General features: G+C 37.2%; 15 protein-coding genes. 8 read left to right on the forward strand and 7 right to left on the reverse strand.

Annotated features, from left to right (window positions below):
* Positions 1-241: 241 nt before the first annotated feature.
* Together F9U64_RS14755 and F9U64_RS14760 are read right to left on the reverse strand one after the other, a co-directional pair.
* Positions 242-3346, reverse strand: coding sequence for an MMPL family transporter (locus F9U64_RS14755; protein WP_153405197.1), 3105 nt, complete (start codon positions 3344-3346; stop codon positions 242-244).
* Positions 3347-3415: 69 nt separating this feature from the next.
* Positions 3416-3982 carry a TetR/AcrR family transcriptional regulator gene (locus F9U64_RS14760; RefSeq protein WP_153405200.1) on the reverse strand — a complete coding sequence of 189 codons (567 nt, stop codon included), beginning with the start codon at positions 3980-3982 and terminating at the stop codon, positions 3416-3418.
* Positions 3983-4169: 187 nt separating this feature from the next.
* On the opposite strand from F9U64_RS14760, the gene F9U64_RS14765 reads away from it, so the two are divergent.
* Positions 4170-4934: an ABC transporter ATP-binding protein gene (locus F9U64_RS14765; protein WP_153405202.1), complete on the forward strand. Its 765-nt coding sequence runs from the start codon at positions 4170-4172 to the stop codon at positions 4932-4934.
* Between the two features lie 14 nt (positions 4935-4948).
* Positions 4949-6808, forward strand: coding sequence for an FtsX-like permease family protein (locus tag F9U64_RS14770; protein WP_153405204.1), 1860 nt, complete (start codon positions 4949-4951; stop codon positions 6806-6808).
* Positions 6809-7464: 656 nt separating this feature from the next.
* Here the strand turns inward: F9U64_RS14770 and F9U64_RS14775 are convergent.
* The gene (locus tag F9U64_RS14775; protein WP_153405207.1) at positions 7465-8616 is read right to left on the reverse strand and encodes a M56 family metallopeptidase; all 1152 of its coding nucleotides are present in this window, start codon (positions 8614-8616) and stop codon (positions 7465-7467) included.
* A gap of 5 nt (positions 8617-8621) precedes the next feature.
* On the reverse strand, positions 8622-8996 hold the full coding sequence (locus F9U64_RS14780; RefSeq protein WP_153405210.1) for a BlaI/MecI/CopY family transcriptional regulator: 375 nt from the start codon (positions 8994-8996) through the stop codon (positions 8622-8624).
* A 427-nt stretch (positions 8997-9423) separates the two neighbouring features.
* Between F9U64_RS14780 and F9U64_RS14785 the strand changes: the two genes are divergently transcribed.
* The 3 genes from F9U64_RS14785 (at position 9424) to F9U64_RS14795 (ending at position 12723) form a co-directional block, all read left to right on the forward strand.
* The gene (locus F9U64_RS14785; RefSeq protein ID WP_153405213.1) at positions 9424-9990 is read left to right on the forward strand and encodes a DNA-3-methyladenine glycosylase I; all 567 of its coding nucleotides are present in this window, start codon (positions 9424-9426) and stop codon (positions 9988-9990) included.
* A gap of 526 nt (positions 9991-10516) precedes the next feature.
* The gene (locus F9U64_RS14790; protein WP_153405216.1) at positions 10517-11143 is read left to right on the forward strand and encodes a LysE family transporter; all 627 of its coding nucleotides are present in this window, start codon (positions 10517-10519) and stop codon (positions 11141-11143) included.
* Between the two features lie 221 nt (positions 11144-11364).
* Entirely contained in the window at positions 11365-12723 is a 1359-nt protein-coding gene (locus F9U64_RS14795; RefSeq protein ID WP_153405219.1) for an amino acid permease, read from the forward strand.
* Positions 12724-12743: 20 nt separating this feature from the next.
* Here the strand turns inward: F9U64_RS14795 and F9U64_RS14800 are convergent, their stop codons facing one another.
* Both F9U64_RS14800 and F9U64_RS14805 read right to left on the reverse strand, forming a co-directional pair.
* Complete coding sequence (locus tag F9U64_RS14800; protein WP_153405222.1) at positions 12744-13622, reverse strand: manganese catalase; 879 nt, start codon at positions 13620-13622, stop codon at positions 12744-12746.
* A 12-nt stretch (positions 13623-13634) separates the two neighbouring features.
* On the reverse strand, positions 13635-14066 hold the full coding sequence (locus tag F9U64_RS14805; protein WP_153405225.1) for a YndM family protein: 432 nt from the start codon (positions 14064-14066) through the stop codon (positions 13635-13637).
* A 210-nt stretch (positions 14067-14276) separates the two neighbouring features.
* Here F9U64_RS14805 and F9U64_RS14810 point away from each other — a divergent pair, with 210 nt between their 5' ends.
* The 3 genes from F9U64_RS14810 (at position 14277) to F9U64_RS14820 (ending at position 18633) form a co-directional block, all read left to right on the forward strand.
* Positions 14277-15083 (forward strand): VLRF1 family aeRF1-type release factor, encoded by an 807-nt coding sequence (locus tag F9U64_RS14810; RefSeq protein ID WP_153405228.1) that lies wholly within the window; start codon positions 14277-14279, stop codon positions 15081-15083.
* Positions 15084-15263: 180 nt separating this feature from the next.
* Positions 15264-17099, forward strand: coding sequence for a cache domain-containing sensor histidine kinase (locus tag F9U64_RS14815; RefSeq protein ID WP_153405231.1), 1836 nt, complete (start codon positions 15264-15266; stop codon positions 17097-17099).
* Positions 17077-18633 (forward strand): response regulator transcription factor, encoded by a 1557-nt coding sequence (locus F9U64_RS14820; protein ID WP_153405234.1) that lies wholly within the window; start codon positions 17077-17079, stop codon positions 18631-18633. Before F9U64_RS14815 ends, F9U64_RS14820 begins: the two co-directional genes overlap by 23 nt.
* A gap of 212 nt (positions 18634-18845) precedes the next feature.
* On the opposite strand, the gene F9U64_RS14825 is transcribed toward F9U64_RS14820, so the two are convergent.
* Positions 18846-18989: a hypothetical protein gene (locus F9U64_RS14825; protein ID WP_153405237.1), complete on the reverse strand. Its 144-nt coding sequence runs from the start codon at positions 18987-18989 to the stop codon at positions 18846-18848.
* Positions 18990-19158 lie beyond the last annotated feature (169 nt).

Genomic DNA, 19158 nt, shown 5'->3' on the forward strand with positions numbered 1-19158 from the left:
CACTCATTTAATGTTTAAACACATTTTATTCTTCATTCCGCTGCTTAGCATGCACTGGGTTGATGTTTAAGCAGGCTTTATTCTTCAGTCCACTGCTTAACATCCACTCATTTGATGTTTAAACGCATTTTATTCTTCATCCCGCTGCTTGGCATGAACTGATTTGATATTTAAACATACTCCACTCCACAAAAACAGCCATAAAATAAAGGAGCTGACTTCAAAAGCCAGCTCCCATTTTTTATTTCTTATTCTTAAACAGTTTCAATTTATTGGTTATCTCCATTAATCCTGGCAATAAGACAGGCATTGCGATAAGGCTCAATAAGATCAGCCCGATAATCACAACAGTTGCCACCTGAATTAATGTTAATACACCCGACGGAATAAGTGCAGCAAATGTACCACCAAGGATTAAAGCAGCTGATAAAACTACTCCGCCAATATGACGGGAAGCTTCCAGAATTCTCGTTGACGGATCTCCATCTGTTTCATTATATCGCATCATTAAGAAGATACTGTAGTCTACACCTAATGCGATGATCATAATAAAGCTGAAGAAAGGTACATTCCAGCTCAGCATATCCACACCTAAAAGGTGAGTGGAAATTAATTCACTGATTCCAAGGGATGTAAAGTAGACTAACAATAAGGAACCAATGATAAACAGCGAGTTAGACACAGACCATGTAATCAAAATTAATACAAGTGTAATTCCAATTAACATAATTGTAGCTGTACGCAGGAAATCCTGCTCTGTTATTTCCTTTAGGTCAGCATTAGTTGCTGTAGTTCCGGCAATAGCAAACTCTGCATCTGCCAAGTCTGTTCCTTCTAATTGTGATTCTACTATTTTATTTATACCCGCAACAATTGGCATTGCTTCTCGTGAATATGGGTTCACATCAAGAATAATCCTCATTGTCGTGATGGTGCGGTCTGTTGACATATAATTGTCTAATGCCTCTTGAAATTCTTCTCCCTCCAACACTTCTTGCGGGATATAAAATTTCTCTGAGCTGTTTGATGTACTTAAATCGTCCAAGTAACTTTCCGCATCATGTAAACCATTATTAATCTGGTCTAAACCATCTGTACTTTCCGCTAATCCTGACTGCAATTCAGCCATTTTGTCTTGTAATTTATTTAATTCAGACAGCAGTTGTGTTTGCCCGTTATTAATTTGGCTTAATCCTGATTGTAATTCACCAGTTTTGCCTGCAATTTGCGCCGAGCCATCTGCGCCAGTATTCAATCCGGCTTTTAATTGAGAAGCACCTGCCTGCAATTCTTTTACACCAGACTGTACTTTTCCTAATCCGTCTTTTACAGCAGAAAGTGAACTGTTTGCTTCTGCAAAAGATGTCACGACAGTTTGATGCTGTGCGGATAACTGTGCTAACTGATCAGTTAAGCCGCTTAATTGTTCCTGTGCGGAGACAGCGATTTTCAATGTTTGCTGAATGTTCGCATCATCAGCCATGTTCGGATTTGCTTCGATAAAGTTATTCATTAATGTTTCAATTTGACCATATCCTGCACTTGCACTGTCAATTGCTTGTGAAATTTTCTGGAAATAATCATCATAACTTTCCAGGCCTTTTTCTAACTGACGATAACCTTCATGAAGCTGGGTTACTGCACCAGAAAGCTTCACAACATTATCATTTAGGGAGGCAAGTCCTGTCTCAAGGTCTGCACTTCCTGTTGCCCCATTCGTAAATCCTTCTGTCAGTTGATTCATTGCATCACGTAATGATACAACCCCATTTTCTATTTCATTTGTTCCGTCAATTAACTTCTGCACATTCGCGAGGCCAGCAGTATTGTTACCATCCATTTGGTCCTGAGCAGCTGTCAGGCCATCATTCACTTCACCAATCCCGCTGTTCGCATCATTGATACCTGTGCCTAATTCACCTGCTTGCTCATCAATATATAATTCTTCAATTTTGCTGCCAGTTGGACGGGTTGCTGAATAGATCTCTGATACTCCATCAATATTGGCAATTTTTTCAGTCAACTCATCAATTGTCTGCAATGTTTTTGCCTGATCTAATTTTTCCTCAGATTGGATAACCAATGTGCCTGGTGATGAGAAGCCTGGCGGGAAATGGTCTTCAATGACATTAATCCCCTGTTTCGATTCATATTTATCATTCACTTCAAACAGATCATTAAAGTTAAGGGTACCGGAATATTTAAAAATAAACGGAATCGTTACTACCAGGACTAGAATTACTGCCATAAATGGGCGAATAATTGTATTTTTCGCTAAGAAACCCCAGATACGGCTTTCCCCATGTCCTTTGAATTTTTTAATAGGATAGAACATGCCTTTACCAAGCAATACCATAAAGAATGGATTCAGTGTTGTTAATACAAGAAGTAATACAGCAACACCAATTGCCACTCCTGAGGTAGCCTGGTATAAAGAGAAGTTCGCTAAAAATAATGAGGCGAATCCGATTAATACAGCAAGACCACTGTACAGAACCGTTTTACCTGCAGACTTAAAGGTATTTTTTGTTGCTAAAATGGCACTCTCCTGCTTGCTCAGTTCTTCTTTAAATCGTGTGTACAGAAGAATGTTATAGTCTGTACCTACACCGAACAAGACAACTACAACAAAAACTTGCGTAAAGTTTGAAAAAGGAAAATCGAATTTATCAACAATCTGGGCGATCACACCCATTGAGACTAAATAGGAAACTCCAACAGTCAATAACGAGATAATTGGGACAATTGGAGAACGGAAGACAATGATCAAGAAAATCAGAATAAAAATGATCGCAATAACTTCCGTCTTTTTCACACCATCCTGGGTAGAATTCGCAAAGTCATTACTTACTAATTCACTTCCTGTTAAATATGTGTCTACACCATCTGCATCAATTACTTCATTTATTTCTTTGGCAACATCGGCAATTTCGCCTTTGTTTTGATCAACAGATAGTTGGGCAAGAATCGTCGTTTTATCTTCTGAAACAAGCTGGTCTTCCATTTCTTCACTATCTATATGTGTTAGTATCTCGGTAATGCCCAGCTTCTCTTCTTGATCCTTCAATTTGTTAATTTTATCTGCTATTTCACTTTTTTGTTCCTCTGTTAACGGCTGATCGTCCCCACTATGAAAAACAGCGATAATTCCATATGTTTCTCCACCATCTTCATTCATTTCCTTGATCATCTCGTTTGCAACAGAACTCTGTGCCGTTTCAGGAATCGAAATCTGGCCTTTCTCCTGTACCAGCTGATTCAAATCGGGCATTGTCGTTAACGTTACAACCGTTATAATTATCCATAAAATAAAGGAGATACTTCTCCAGCTTTTTAACTTATGCAAAACCAATCACCTTTCTATTAATAAAATATCGGAATGAATATTCATTCCGTAAATGGTAAAGCTATAGAATCAATGGATTCTTATAGCATTCCATAGACTGTCTTCTAATTCTGTTAATAATTCTTGGGTTTCTGTCAATCTGCCTGACTGCATTAAACTGAATAACATCCCAAATGCGCCGTACACTGTCGCGATATGAGCATCTGCCGGCAATGGCCGAATGACACCCTGCTTTTTGCCATCTTCAATTACTTGCCGGATAAAACCGAGAAAATCCTGAAATGTCTGGTTGCTTTTTTCATCTAAGTAATAACCTTCATCATGAGAATTGATAAATTGCAATGCATTCCCGTTATCTTTGGCAAACACAAACATTCTCCTGAAGATATGGTGAAATTGCTGACGTATATCGGCATCTTTTGGAAAATCTGTCTGGATCACATCAAAAAACTCTTCCACACATTTTACAAAAAGGGCATTCACAAGCGATTCTTTATTTTCAAAGTAGCGGTAAATCGTCCCTGCCCCTACTTTCGCCTTATTCGCAATCATCGGTACTGTTGTCCCATCATATCCTCTTACAGCAAACAGCTCCATTGCTGCTGCAAATATATCTTCCTGTTTATTTTTTGACATATATTCACCTCCGGAATGAATATTCATTCATTATTTTATTATAGTCCCTTATCAGTAAATGTCAATACATTACGTCTTACCATTTGTATCTTACAAAAATGTAAGCAAGTTGAAAGGAAAATCAATATGTATTCGAGCCCGCTGTTAGTACAATAATAGCAGATAAAAGATTTCAGGAGGAATGAAAATGACAAAACCAGTCGTACATGTCGATCATGTTGAAAAAATATTTGGAAAAAAATCAGAGAACAGCTTTAAAGCATTGGATGGTGTATCCTTTGATATTTACCCAGGCGAATTTGTCGGCATAATGGGGCCGTCTGGAGCAGGGAAAACGACATTATTAAATGTTGTCTCCACCCTTGACAACGCGACTTCCGGAAAAATTGAGATAGCAGGCAAAGATATAACAATGATGAAACAAAATGAACTAGCAGATTTCCGCTCAAGCGAGCTTGGATTTATCTTTCAGGATTTTAACCTTTTAGAAACCTTGACAATTTATGAAAATATCGCCTTACCATTATCACTCCAAGGCGTTTCATCAAGAAAAATTAAACCACTGGTCCATCAGGTTGCAGAAAAGCTTGGGATCAAAGCAATCTTAGCAAAATATCCTGTTGCAGTTTCCGGGGGGCAAAAACAAAGAGCTGCTGCAGCAAGAGCACTTGTTCATGAACCAGCGATCATCCTGGCTGATGAACCTACTGGTGCACTTGATTCAAAAAATGCCCGCAGTCTAATGGAAACATTGGAACATTTAAACAGCCATCATGAAGTATCGATCATGCTGGTTACACATGATCCTCTTAGTGCCAGCTACTGTGAGCGAATCTTATTTATTCAAGATGGCGCACTTTATAAAGAAATCCATCGTTTAGACGATCAAGCAGAATTTCACCAACAAATACTGAACGTACTGGCTGAATTCACCAGTCTTGATCGCTCGTAAGGAGGCAGAAACATATGTTATGGAAATTACTCACATCAAGTATGAAGAAAATGTGGAAGGACTACATTGTTTTATTGTTCGGATTAACGGTATCCATCGCGATATTTTACATGTTTCAGACATTAGCACAGAACAAAGCATTTCTTGAAGCAAATGCTTTAATCGGTTCAATTGTTTTTGTCTTCCATGTGGGGACATTTATATTGGCATTTGTCACCATTTTCTATATCTTCTATGCCACATCCTTTATTTTGTCATTAAGGCAAAAAGAATTGGGAATGTATATGACATTAGGGGCGAAAAAAGGGAAAGTCACACAAATGATGTTTTTTGAGACATTATTGATCGGCTTCATATCTTTAGTGATTGGTCTAATTGTTGGAGTTGGTCTAGCTGAAGTGATTGCAGGATTATTAATGAAACAGCTTGGTTTTAATGGCGGCGGCTTTGAAGCTTTTTACAGCTCCTCTTTAATAACAACTGTCATCTTCTATGCGATTCTTTTCTTACTGACAGCAGCCGTTAACGCAGTGAAGGTTGCAAGTAAGTCCGTATTGGATTTAGTTCGTGCTTCCCAGCAGGCTGATCCTGTAGTAACAAAAGGCTGGAAAATATTCTTTGGCACATTGTTCTCCATTATTCTGATCGCAATTGGTTATTATGCCATGATAAACATGGGTACCTTTATGCAAGTTGGTGTGATCGTTGCGGCAATAACAGTGACATTAGGAACTTACTTCTTTTTTATGGCATTGCTTCCGTTTATCGTGAAAAGGTTAAAATCGATTCGATCATTAAATGAGAAAGGATTAAATGCCTTTACTTTTTCGCAATTACAGTTCCGCATCAGCCAGCTTACCAAAGTGTTAGGAACGGTGACAATGCTGATTGCTCTGGGGCTTGGCGCAATGGCTGCAGGGTTATCTTTTTACCATAATATCGCGATACAGACATCGATGATTTATGCGAATGACGTAGCTGTTTATGAACCGACAGAAGAACAACTTGCAGAAATGGATTCATTGGAGTTTCTTGAAAGAAACAATTATTCTTATAAAGTAACAGATGAGGGTGTTTATTTTCTGAAAGATGATTTATTAAATAACCCACCACTTATCCAAAAGTTCACAGGAGATATCGACCAGCTGACTGAAACAGCTCGCGTTGATGACCCGCTGGATCAAGCAGAATATTCGGATACAGCCACAAATGAAGAACAAATGATTTCAGACGATTGGTCGACTGCACTCCGAAATGAATTATTAGCAACATTCCGGATCTTTGGTGATCGAACGTTGTATATTGTTAATCAGGAGAAGTTTGGTCAGATTGAATCTGAAGTTGCGTCAGTAATGGTAGGACGCGTGGAAAACTTCCTTGATCATGAAGATACCTTGGCAGCAATTGATGAGCACAATAAGGAAATTGCCTCAGGCTATACTGGTTCAACGCCTGATATGATTGGCAGTAAATATGATAACTATACCTCTTTAAAAGCATTAGCAAATGGAACAATTTTTATGGGATTATTCCTTGGTATCGCCTTTTTAATGATGATGGCAAGTGTACTGATGTTTAAACTGCTTTCGAGTGCTTCCGCAGATACGCACCGTTACCAGATGCTGCGTAAAATTGGAGTAAGACGTTCCAAACTGTCAGCATCTATCTATAAAGAGCTGTTTCTTGTATTCCTGTTCCCAAGTTTACTCGGCTTTGTTCATGTTATTGTCGGGATGGAAATGTTCTCTATCATCTTGATTGAACCATTTACAAAAATATGGATCCCTGTTACCATCTTCCTGGTTATTTACGTGTCCTATTATCTGTTAACAGTGCAAATGTATAAACGGATTGTATTGCCGAAAGAAAAGTAGCGATAGATCAAAACAGGTTAAAAAATGAACGATTTCAGCAGCACTTGAGATCGTTCGTTTTTTATTATATAGATGTTCCTACACGCTCAATTTTTTGGATTTCATTGAGAAATTTTAGATGGCGAAATAATTGGATGATCGGCTTTTATCAACAAATCTTCTCGTGCCTTCCTTACATTTGTTCTTTATCTTTATCTTAACGACAAATCTCCGTATAATATAGAATTAGTTCTGTTGCGGGACCATCCTGAAATGTTTCTTCTATTTGTGCTTGTTCAAGCTATTCCTCATCTAATGATTCAATGATAGAATACATGCTATTTCTTCGGGTTTTAATAGGTGCATAGCTTGTACCTTCCAACTCAAAACTTTGTGGTTCTGTTCCTGTAAATTGAGGAGCCCGTTAATTTTGCTTTAGTCATTAATTTAGCTGTTCTAGTTGGTTAACGACTTTTTCTACTCTTGCTTACATTTCATAGTTTAACGGAGGAATGTGTCAGTATACTGTCAATATAATATCTTACTTGCTTTAAAATGTGCGCAGAGAAAAATGTGATGGGTTATAGTTTATAAAGAGAGTAAACACTGTTAATAAAAAATCGCTCCAATGCTCGTCTCAAGAATTCTAAACAATAAAACAGAGCAATCTTCCCTCTTTATTCCTCTTCTAATATGACTTCCCCATTTTCAATCTGTTTAAGGATCTTTTTCCAATCCTCTTTTGGAAATCTTGGTTCATCTGATAATTTAACTGATATTAACTCTGAAAAACCGCCTTCTGCCTCTGTTGGCTCTTCACCTGAAATAGATGCCGTAGCCACATAATTTTCATCCAATTCTTCTGAAACAGGTGGTGTAAATTGTTTAGCGAATATAGCCCCTCCCAATCCAATGCTTCCGATTCCTAATATAGTAATAAAAGATATAGCCATAGCCATTTTACTCATTTTTTTGACCTTTAACATTTTCATCAATCTCCTTTTTAAACTGATTTGGTTTGTTGAAAAGAAAGATCCCATGAAATAAGAATTAGATTGTTTGTTTGCGCGACCCATCATATTCAGAATGGTTTCGCCATACTTCTTTCTCTCATTATGAGCCATTTCCATCACAACATCTTCATCACAAGAAAGTTCACTCCAGGTATAAATTTCTTTTTGCAATAGGTAAATTAGAGGATTGTACCAGTGGATAATAGTAGCAATTAACATCGTCCTCCTTACCCATAAATCTTTCTTTTTAAAATGAGTCATTTCATGCTTAATTATCATAGCTAATTCATCATCTGGGATTTTATATAAGGGTATTATAATAGTAGGTTTCCGTATCCCAAATAAAACCGGGCTTCTATTTTTTTTGTCAAATGCAAGTTGTATAGTCGTGGGGATTTTCATATTTCGGGTTATAAGTTGTTGTATTTCATGATTTTTAGGCATGGTATAAATGGATGCAGTCATCTCTTTTTTGATCTTAGAATATGTGTAAAGAGCCCAGCCACTTTTCATGATAACTCCTGTTATCCATATGGCAAATAAGATTTGGACGAATGGCAAGGATAACGTAAGTTGATGTACCTCCAATTGAGACCCGATGCTCATGTCGAAAGGTTGATCTTTGAAAAAGGTGTACAGCGATAATATTAACGATATTGGCATAAGGAAAAAGAAAAGAGATATTTTCCTGTTCCAATAATGCCATCTTGCTGCAAGAGAGCTTTTTGTAATATAGGTGATCAAAATGGAAAGCAGTAAAACGGCACTTCCGGCAATGGACAGGGCAACTAATTCTTTTAGCCACTCACTCATCATGACACCTACTTATCCGCAAACCATTTTCTAATTTCATCTAAATCTTCAGAAGGAACATTGTCATCATATAATGTGGTTAAAAAGTTTTTAATTGATCCTTGATACATGGTCTCTAATAAACTTTGGGCTTCTTTCTTTTTATATTCTTTTAATGTAAGGCGAGGAAAATAAGTGTTAGCTCTTCCTTCTCGCTTTACTAAGAGAACCCCTTTATCCACAAGTCTCGATAAAAAGGTGGCTATTGTTTGTCCTTTCCAATCTCTCCCTTTTTTATTGGTGAATATCTCCAATAATTCACTCGATTTAACTGGTCGATCCATTTCCCATATAACCTTAATTAGTTCCATTTCGGTGTCAGATAACTTTTGAAAATTATTCATCTTACTCACCCCTTTACAAATTTGATGAACTACATGTTTGTAGTGATTTAATCATACTACGCATTTGTAGTGGGTGTCAAGAGAAACCTTCCTGTTCTCTTAGCTATGATGAAAAATTACGATTTCGTAACCATTTTATAATGCATACAATTTCATTTGATAAGACTTTGAGACCAACTATCGAGCTACCCCACTTTTGTTCTTTATCTCCTTTTATCTTCACATCTCCTATCGCCCTTTCTTACATTTTTTCTTAATCTTCTTTTATCAACAAATCTTTTCCGCTTTTGTCTCATATTCGTCGTAAACTTCAAACAGATGGACAAAATAAGAAGATTTACAAGTACCTTTAGCAGATTTGTCTGTTTTTTCTTATAAAAAAATCATGATATAGTAAGGATAAATAATGAAATTGGAAGTGATAAATATGAGCACATGCCTATGGCCAGGTGATAGTGAAATGATGCAGGAGTATCATAATAATGAATGGTGTGTTGTGTCGACTGATGACCGCTATATCTTCGAGATGCTCACATTAGAAGGGGCACAAGCAGGTTTATCGTGGAAAATAGTGCTGTCTAAGCGAAGCGGCTATAAGGAAGCATTTCGCAATTTTGATTTAGAATATTGCGCAAATCTGACAGATGAGGAATTATTACATATTAGAGAAAATTACCTTGTCATCAAAAACTTAAAAAAATTGCAATCAGTAAGTAATAATGCAGAAAGGATCTTAACAATCCAGCAGGAATTTGGCAGCTTCTCCAACTTTTTGTGGAGTTATGCCGATGATAAACCTATCATCAATCACTGGAAAGAAGAGGCAGAGGTTCCCGCTCAAACAGACTTATCAGTAAAAATTAGCAAGGATTTAAAAAAGCGCGGATTTAAATTTGTTGGCCCTGTTATTATCTATTCTTTCATGCAGGCTATAGGGATGGTAGATGATCATATTACTGCCTGCCCTTATCATACAGAAAACAGAAGAGGATAGGACAAGAGTGGTTCGTCTATACAATAATCCGAACATTGTTCGGATTATTTTTTTCTGAAAAAAGAAACTTTCATCTGCAACCTACCTGCGTTGGAAAAGAGACTTTCAAGTGAAGTTGATGTTCATACCTACACTTAACTGAAATGAGGCTGTCTTAACAGGGTGAAGTTCGTTCCACTTATTGGTCTAGGACACCATAAGAAGCTGGGGAAAATGCGAGACTCCAGCGGGAACAGCGCGAGCTGAAAATCCACTTGGTAAAGCGGGTTTCTTTACCAAGTTAGCAGACCGCCGTGCCCGCGGAAAGCGAGTATTTTCCCCAGCGGTGAATTAGCACTATCTATATTAGTACATTAATGAGTGACACAATTGAGTATTTTTTGTTCAGTATTTGAAATCATTGTTTTGTTATATCCACCCTCCTTCTTTCCGCATTCGAAAATCCTTTTCCATTAAATATGTTCTAGTTCCCTGCCTAGATGAATAAAAATGGGACTAGCTATATATTTGGAGAGGTGAGATACAATTGGCCATTTTCTTTAGTTACGTTTTTCTCGGTTTATCTTTAGCAGCACCGATTGGTCCATTAAATGCGGCACAAATCAACCAAGGTGTCAAAAACGGATTTCTTCATTCATGGATGATTGCGATTGGTGCACTTGTAGCAGAAATGTTTTTTATTCTGGCTGTTTTCTTTGGAATTGTCCATTTCCTTGAAACACCTTTTATGAAAACCTTCTTATGGTCGTTCGGTGCTTTTGTTCTTTTATATACTGGCATTGAAAGCATCAACAGTTCACAAAAAATTGATATGAATCATGAACGAGGCAAAGACAGCTTACTAAAAACATTTACAGCAGGCTTTCTTATATCGATAAGTAACCCGTTATCTATTTTGTTCTGGTTAGGGATATATGGTTCCGTTTTAGCCAATACGATAAATAAATATGAAAATGCACAGCTGTTATTATACACTTTCGCCATCATTCTCGGATTAATTATTTGGGATTTAACGATGGCACTTGTTTCGAGCAGTTTCCGCCATTTTCTGACAAACCGGACATTGAAAATAATTTCGATTGTTACTGGCATTTCCCTTATTGGATTTGCGTTCTATTTCGGATATAAAGCTGTGGACCTCTTATTCTTTTAATACGTGTTCTAAAAGTCGGCAAATGAGAAGCAAGAAGGTCGAGGCGGTGCAGTGAGGAGCATCGGAACGTATGGATTGAATACGTGAGAAGCGGACTCGCAAACCAACGAAGAGATTCGCCGCCTATCATTTGGTGAATATTTGAACATCCTCTTTCAAATATTCTTATCATTTTTGGGACATACTAACATGATTGATTTTAGCAATAAAGGAGAATTTTCATGAGTACAGCAACCAAGAAGAAGTCCTCCTCCCAAAATGGTGATTTAAAATGGTGGCAGTTAGCACTAATAGGGGTAGGCTGTACAATCGGAACAGGTTATTTTCTCGGTTCAAGCATTGGAATCAGTATAACCGGTCCTTCCATTGTCTTCTCATTTTTACTTGCAGCAGCCGGAACCTACATTGTTTTTAATTTACTTGCCAAGATGTCAGCGGCTGATCCACAAGAGGGATCGTTCTGTTATTATGCAGAAAAGGCATTTGGAAAATGGGCCGGATTCAGCTGTGGATGGAATTACTGGTGTTCCAGCATTCTTATTATGGGGAGCCAGTTGATCGCACTATCTATTTTAACCCAGCTGTGGTTCCCGGATTTACCTCTGTGGATGTTTGCAGCAATCTATTCCCTTTTATCCATCACCGTTATCTTATTTGGTACAAAAGGTTTTGATAAGGTAGAAAATATCTTTGCTGTGATCAAACTTGCTGCCATCATAATGTTCATTGTTATCGCAATTGTCGCATTATTCGGCTTGATCGCAGGTGGTCCAGAAAACCAGCCAGGAGTGCCGAAAAGCATGGACAAGCTGTTTCATGAAGGCTTAACAGGTTTCTGGGCATCGCTTATCTATGCTTTTTATTCCTTTGGCGGGATTGAAGTGATCGGTCTGATGACAATCCGCTTGAAAAACAAAGAAGATGCTCCAAAGGCCGGGAAAATAATGTTAACAGTATTAACCATTATCTACATTCTGTCACTTGGATTAGCTGTTACAATGGTTTCTGTTAGCGCATTTGATCAGAATGAAAGTCCATTTGTCACGGCTCTTGCGGAATATAAACTTGCCTTTTTCCCTCATCTGTTTAATGCGGCCATTATTATTGCAGGGTTCTCCACAATGACGGCAGCATTATTCGGAGTAGTGACACTGTTAGTCACATTAGCCAAAGATGGAGATGCACCTGATATTTTTTCGAAAAAAATAAAAAAATGGAAGGACTTGCCGCTTCCATCATTAATTCTTGCTACGATCGGATTACTGGTATCTGTCATTACCGCCTTGTTATTGCCAAATAAAATATATGAATACATTACAACCGCTGCAGGGATTTTGCTGCTGATTAATTGGGCTTTTATTATTATCTCTTCACTTAAGGTGCTAAAAGACCTCAAAGCCAAGCATAAAGTTATTGCATTTACCGGCTTGCTGCTGATCGCTGCTGCTGTGACTGGAACATTATTCGAGAAAACGATCAGGCCAGGGTTTTGGATCAGTTTATTATTGTTAGCGATTATTGGCGGGATAACACTATGGATGAACAGACACTGGAAAACAAGTAAAAAACCACCCGCATGAAAATGCGAGTGGTTTTTTTATTAGTGTAAACCTGGTTGGTCGTTTGGTTCCAGTTTCCCCTGGCCTTGCATTTTTCTTAAGTCCAGTGGCGGTGTGCCGTGAATATAGTTTGGTGCAGGCTGTAAAAACGGCTTTTGCCCCATTGCTTGCGGATTTTGGACATATTCGAAATCAGCTTGTCCATCATATGTTTTTCCATTGGCCCATCTCCCGGTACTGCTGTCTTCCCCTTCAGAGAAGTTCATAAATGAATACGAAACTTCCTGCTTTTCATATTCCTGATTAAAGGAACTTGGCACAATCGCCCCTTGTGTTTGTTCCAGTTCTTCGATCGCAGCCATCCATTGATTTTGATGCATGGTATCTCTTGCGATAAGGAATGAAAGCATATCTCTTACCCCAGGGTCTGTTGTCATCTCATACAGTCTGCATACTTGCAAGCGTCCTTGTGATTCTGCATTCAGATTTGCACGAAAGTCTGCCAGTAAATTACCACTTGCGATCGTATAACGAGCATTCCACGGATAACCGGCACTATCATTTGGCTGTGCGCCTAATCCATTCACTATCGCATGCTGTGGATTCATTCCACCAAGTACTGCTTCAACTGCCGGATCTTTGGCTGCCTGTTCCTGATCATGTGCAGGTGCCCCGTCCAGAAGCTGTGCAATCATTGTTGCAATCATTTCAACATGGGCAATCTCTTCTGTTGCAATATCCAGAAGCATATCACGATATTTACTTTCAGCACGGCAGTTCCATCCTTGAAATAAGTATTGCATCATGACAGAGATTTCACCAAATTGCCCGCCTAAGATTTCTTGTAATTTTTTTGCATACACAGGGTCGGGAGCATTCGGCTTTGCATTATATTGTAGTTCCTTTATATGATAAAACATGTCTGGTGCCTCCTATTTTTTATTATCCTCTTCATATGGCGAAATCTCTTCAGATGTCTCCACATTTAATTCTCGAGGTCTTACATATATGGACTCCTCATGGTCATTGAAATTAGCAGCAACATATTTATGGAAGAAATATTCAAACAGCGCAACACCTATAGAGGAAATAAATGCTGCCTGCAACACATCATCACCGACAGTTAAACTATCTGTCATAAAATAAATAACAGCAAATGCCAGGACAAAGTCTGATAATGTTGCGACAATATTATTTGTTCTTGGTAAAATTACTCTATCACCAACAAAGTATGAAACAACCCCCAGAACAAGTGTAATAAGAAAAACATTACCAATGGAAACATCAAATCCCATCCCTAAGATAGCAAAGAGCAAGATAAAACTAATCAGAAATTTTACAACCATTAATTTTAAATGCTTCATTATTAATACCCCCATTTCTTAGTTATCACAGCCCTAACAGTCTGTAATACCCTCACTTCTATCCTTTGTATATCTCGCGGACATATACCGTTATAAATAATTCCATTCCAAAATTCCTTATTTCAATTTGTTAATTTACGTTTCATTTCACTCTTTTCAGGTTACATGAAGGATATAGGTAAAATACCGAAAAAAGGAGTAGTGCCTTAGATGAATATTCAATCTGAAATAAAGAAAATAGAAAATGTTCAATTGGGAAAACCGAATCGAATTTTTACTATGTACTTGAATACAGACCGCGCTGATCCTGAACAACAAGGCGGAGAATGGCGAATCCATCTTAAGAACGGCCTGCGTAATTTTGAAAGTTATTTACAAGAAGATGGAGATTCTGATGAGAAAAGAAACTACTGGGCAGTGAAAGAAAAAGTCGAGAAATATATAAGTGAAATAGAGCAAGATCTAGCGAAAAGTGTTGTTATCTTTGCTACAGGTGACGACTCTATCTGGTTTGCGGAAAAATTCCAAATGCCTGTTACAACTTTGTTTGAATGGGACGATACAGCAAATCTGGATCAGTTGAAGGAAATGCATCAAACCTTCCCTAAGTCAGGCATTATTTTAACTCAAAAAGAAGCAGTAAAAGTCCTTGATACCGAATTAGGAACTTTAAAGGATTCTCATACATTTGAGCTGGACTTGGAAACAGAAGACTGGCGCCAATATTCCGGTCCACCACCCAGCCAGGCAAATACAGGAAGTGGCGGAAAGATCACACAAACGGATCAATTTAAAGAACGATTTGAAGCAAATAGATATCGCTGGTATAAAGATTTAGCAAATACATTAGACCGCTTTGCAAAAGGGCTTAATTGGGAAAATATTTATATAGTCGGGGATAAGGATGAAGCAAATGACTTGAAGAACAACATGAATAAGCCAATAACAAAAGTGGTGAACAAAAATATGCTTGACCATGAAGAGAGAAAGATTATTAAAGAGGTTGTGTTAAATTAATCTGGGCACTTGCAAGTCTTATTCTTTCTCTTTAGAAAGCCCAATTTTAAAAAGTTCAGAAGCGATGAACCCTCAGTAGGATGTTCATCGCTTCTTTCCATTGCGAAAAATTATATACTAATATTCCTATTTTTATTATAATATAGAATGTAAGCGATTCCATTTTAATAACTTATAGTATTGCAACATTTTAAAACAAGTCAGGGGCTGAAAATTATCCATCATCAGATAGTAAAAAAAATTAACAATATTTCGCTAAGAAATAAATTATTTTTATCATTTGTTGCTGTTGTATTTATCCCGGTTATCATTATTGGCGGCTACTTGACAAATCAATTAAGACTATTCGGACTAGAGGATGCTGAACAACAAGCTTCGATAAACATGGAACGAGTCAAGGAGCGTACAATTGAAGTACTTAAAATCCCTATATTTCTTTCAACAAACCTTTCTTTTGATAATCGATTAAAGGAAATTGTCAATACAGAATATGAGACAGTGTTTGATGTTGTTTCAGAGTATTGGCAATATAATACTTTCCAGGATTATCTCAATACTTTCAATCATGAGATTTCTAATATCCGGCTGTTTACTAACAATCAGACTCTTCTAAACAACTGGGAGATCATTCCTGTTAATCAGACGATTGCGAATAAGGATTGGTATATTCAGGCGATGGAAGGAAATGGTGTATCCAGTTGGCACTTTATCAATGACGAGACCAATAGTAATCAGAAATACCTTTGCCTTGTGCGGAGAATTGATTTCCCGGAATATAACACAAGTGGTGTGTTGGTGATTAATGTAAATCCAATAACATTACAAAAGATTCTGTCGCAAGAATCCTCTCCTACTATGCTGGTGGATGAGAAAAATAACATTATTGCAACAAACCAGGATAACGCACTTGGAAAAAATATATCCGAGTTTATTTCATCAGAGCAAGTTATATCAGGAAAATTCGGCACCTTTGAAGATGAAGCGAATCGAATTTTTGTTGAACCTATTCCATTAGCCAATATTCCAAATACACTTCGTATTGTAACAGTAATTAGCAACAGGGAGATAAGTGCCAATGCAAGTCAATTTGGTAAAATCGGTGTTATTGTTGTGAGTATAAGTATAGGTGTAGCACTTTTTTTTATTTATTTTCTTTCCAAATTATTATCAAATCGCCTAATCCTTCTCAGCAGACAAATTAAACAAGTGGGAAAAGGAAAATTTGATACCCCCATTCTGATAGATGGGAATGATGAAATCGGTCAATTATCTGTCCAGCTTCAACATATGGTCAATAATACACAAAAACTAATTCAAGAAGTTCATGAATCAAATACACAGCGATCATTATTAGAGAAAAAACAAAGTGAAATAAAGCTAAAAATGATGGCAAGTCAAATTAACCCGCATTTTTTGTTTAATGCATTAGAATCTATTCGCATGGAAGCAGCATATAAAGGTGAAAAAGAAATCGCAAATATAATAAAATTGTTAGGCAAACTTATGCGAAATTCCATCGATATTGGAGCAGGCAAAATTACACTTGTACAAGAATTGCAGGTCATTCAATGGTACTTAGAAATACAAAAATTCAGATATGATGAACGGCTTCATTATTACCTGGATGTTGATCCTTCCTCAACAACAATGCATATCCCGCCACTGACGATTCAGCCATTAGTCGAAAATAGTGTGATTCATGGTCTTGAAAATCATAACAAAGGCGGGGCTGTCTGGATAAAGATAAATGTATCTTCAACAACCTTACTTGTAGAAGTTATTGATAATGGGATTGGCATGACAAAAGAAAAATTAACATTCTTACAGTCCTCTTTACGTGAAAAAGAGGACAAAACCGGGATGAGAATTGGACTGCGGAATGTTGATCAACGGCTTCGTTTAATCTATGGCGCCCAGTCAGGAATATCGATTGACAGTGAGTTAAATAAGGGAACAAAGGTATCGTTCTCGATTCCGATAAGAGGTGGCTCTCATGCAGAAAGTATTGATCGTTGATGATGAAAGAAGAACTCGTCAAGGACTAGTATCCATTATAAACTGGGAAGACTATGGCTTTACTGTGGCAGATACTGCATCAAATGGGTTTGATGCTTTGGAGAAATATTCTCACATTGCTCCAGATCTCCTTATTATTGATATGAAAATGCCCGGAATGTCAGGAATAGAATTGATAGAGAAAATCCGTAAAAATGACCGATCCATCAATATTTTAATTTTGAGTGGTCATGCGGAATTTGAATTTGCTAAAAAGGCACTAAAACTTAACGTAACTGGTTATATGCTGAAACCGATTGAAGAAGAAGAGTTGATCAGCTACTTAGAACAAATCCAAAATAAGAGGCAACAGCAATTATCCGATCAAACAGACCCCCAACAACAAGTAGAAGAACATAAACAAAAACTAATGGATTATCTGAATTCAGCTCACAATAAGGAAGCAGGAACTCATACTCATGATCATCTTGACTGGAAATCCTATCGAATCATCTTAATAAAATTTCACCAAGCATCTAAAAATGATATCAACCATATTATTAATTCTATCAATAACATTTTTTCCGAGGAAACAATGATCGCGTTCTTAATAAAGGATTATATTGGGGTATTGCTATCAGAACAAGTTAATCACTTCATTAATAATGATATACACTTTATTGAAATGGATAAAATTATACAACCGCTCAATATTCCTTATTTTATGGCGTTATCAGAAGAAATCGATCATTACAGTGAGTTGCCGAACATTTACCTCATGACACTCACCCTATTGCAAAATAGTTTCTTTTATAAAGAGTCCAAACTGTTAACAAAAGATAGTAAAAAAGTTATCGACGATTATCTAATCAAATTAGATCCGCAAGAAACTTTTTCTTCTATTAAACAGAGATTATGCTACTTTGTTGAAATTACTGATATCAGGGGAATTAAAGAAACTTGCTGGAAAATCGCAAAATTGATGGTAAACCAAAACGATACAGAGCAAAATATTAAGAACGATTTTATAAAGATTCTATCTTCGTGCATTAACCATCTTACTTTTCATTATCCGAAAGAACAAAGCGAATTATTACAAAAGCTTACAGACATTGCAAACTTAATTCATTCACGCCATTTGGAGCAGTTAGTTGACCAGGCTGTTTCTATTTTGTCTGAGACTATTCAGCTGCTTCCATTAGAAGAAAAAGAAGCGATCGTGAAAAAAATGATTATCCTTATAGAAAGACACTTCCCCCAAAATATCAAGCTGGACACCTTGGCAGATGTACTTAATTATCACCGCGTTTATTTAGGGAAACTCTTTAAGGAATATACTGGTGATTATTTTAACACCTACCTGGATAAAGTGAGAATTGAAAATAGCAAACAGCTAATATTGAAAGGTTACAAAATATATGAAGTCGCTGAACAAGTTGGTTATTCCAATGTTGACTATTTTTATAGCAAATTCAAAAAATATGTTGGCATGTCACCTTCTGTCTTTAAAAAGAATTATTCTGGAGACAGGTTGGGACATAACAAAAATAGTTAATCTAGAAACCGAATATCATCACTAATTACTGTTATAGACCGGGTTAACTTACCGCTGTAGGAAATACCCCCTTTCAGCAAGGTAAGGAAGACATCTACTCAAGAAAATTGCGGTTGAGTAGTGTCTTCTTTACCGCTGGGCAAGGCGTTCTGCTAACTTGTTAAAAAATGCCGGAACAAAACATGCAAAATAAAAGATGAGCTTCCTCCCAATTACTTTATCACCTTGATAACACTTTCTTCATCTGCGTTTCTCCAATTCTCCATTAACGATGTCTTGCCATTTCCTTTTTCAATGTCGTTTTGGCTATCAGACCCTCTGTGAATGCCTTCAGCACTGATTGGGGCTGGGGACAAGGCATTCAGACCACCTCTGAATGCCTTCAGCAACGTTCTTGGCTGGCGTCAAGGCATTCAGATCACCTGTGAATGCCTTCAGCAACGATTGGGGGTTAAGCCAGTATAATTGTGTAAAAAGAAAAGCCATTATAGCTTTCCTCATGATACAATGTTTTCAACCACGATA

It is taken from the genome of Gracilibacillus oryzae, from assembly GCF_009498735.1.
Classification (GTDB): Bacteria; Bacillota; Bacilli; order Bacillales; family Amphibacillaceae; genus Gracilibacillus; species Gracilibacillus oryzae.

Excerpts from the sequence above, each read along its gene's own strand:
- F9U64_RS14795 (WP_153405219.1), top strand. The coding sequence starts at position 11,365 with ATGAGTACAGCAACCAAGAAGAAGTCCTCCTCCCAAAATGGTGATTTA.
- F9U64_RS14820 (WP_153405234.1), top strand. The coding sequence starts at position 17,077 with ATGCAGAAAGTATTGATCGTTGATGATGAAAGAAGAACTCGTCAAGGA.
- F9U64_RS14810 (WP_153405228.1), top strand. The coding sequence starts at position 14,277 with ATGAATATTCAATCTGAAATAAAGAAAATAGAAAATGTTCAATTGGGA.
- F9U64_RS14760 (WP_153405200.1), bottom strand. The coding sequence starts at position 3,982 with ATGTCAAAAAATAAACAGGAAGATATATTTGCAGCAGCAATGGAGCTG.
- F9U64_RS14765 (WP_153405202.1), top strand. The coding sequence starts at position 4,170 with ATGACAAAACCAGTCGTACATGTCGATCATGTTGAAAAAATATTTGGA.
- F9U64_RS14770 (WP_153405204.1), top strand. The coding sequence starts at position 4,949 with ATGTTATGGAAATTACTCACATCAAGTATGAAGAAAATGTGGAAGGAC.
- F9U64_RS14805 (WP_153405225.1), bottom strand. The coding sequence starts at position 14,066 with ATGAAGCATTTAAAATTAATGGTTGTAAAATTTCTGATTAGTTTTATC.
- F9U64_RS14800 (WP_153405222.1), bottom strand. The coding sequence starts at position 13,622 with ATGTTTTATCATATAAAGGAACTACAATATAATGCAAAGCCGAATGCT.
- F9U64_RS14785 (WP_153405213.1), top strand. The coding sequence starts at position 9,424 with ATGAGCACATGCCTATGGCCAGGTGATAGTGAAATGATGCAGGAGTAT.
- F9U64_RS14775 (WP_153405207.1), bottom strand. The coding sequence starts at position 8,616 with ATGATGAGTGAGTGGCTAAAAGAATTAGTTGCCCTGTCCATTGCCGGA.
- F9U64_RS14780 (WP_153405210.1), bottom strand. The coding sequence starts at position 8,996 with ATGAATAATTTTCAAAAGTTATCTGACACCGAAATGGAACTAATTAAG.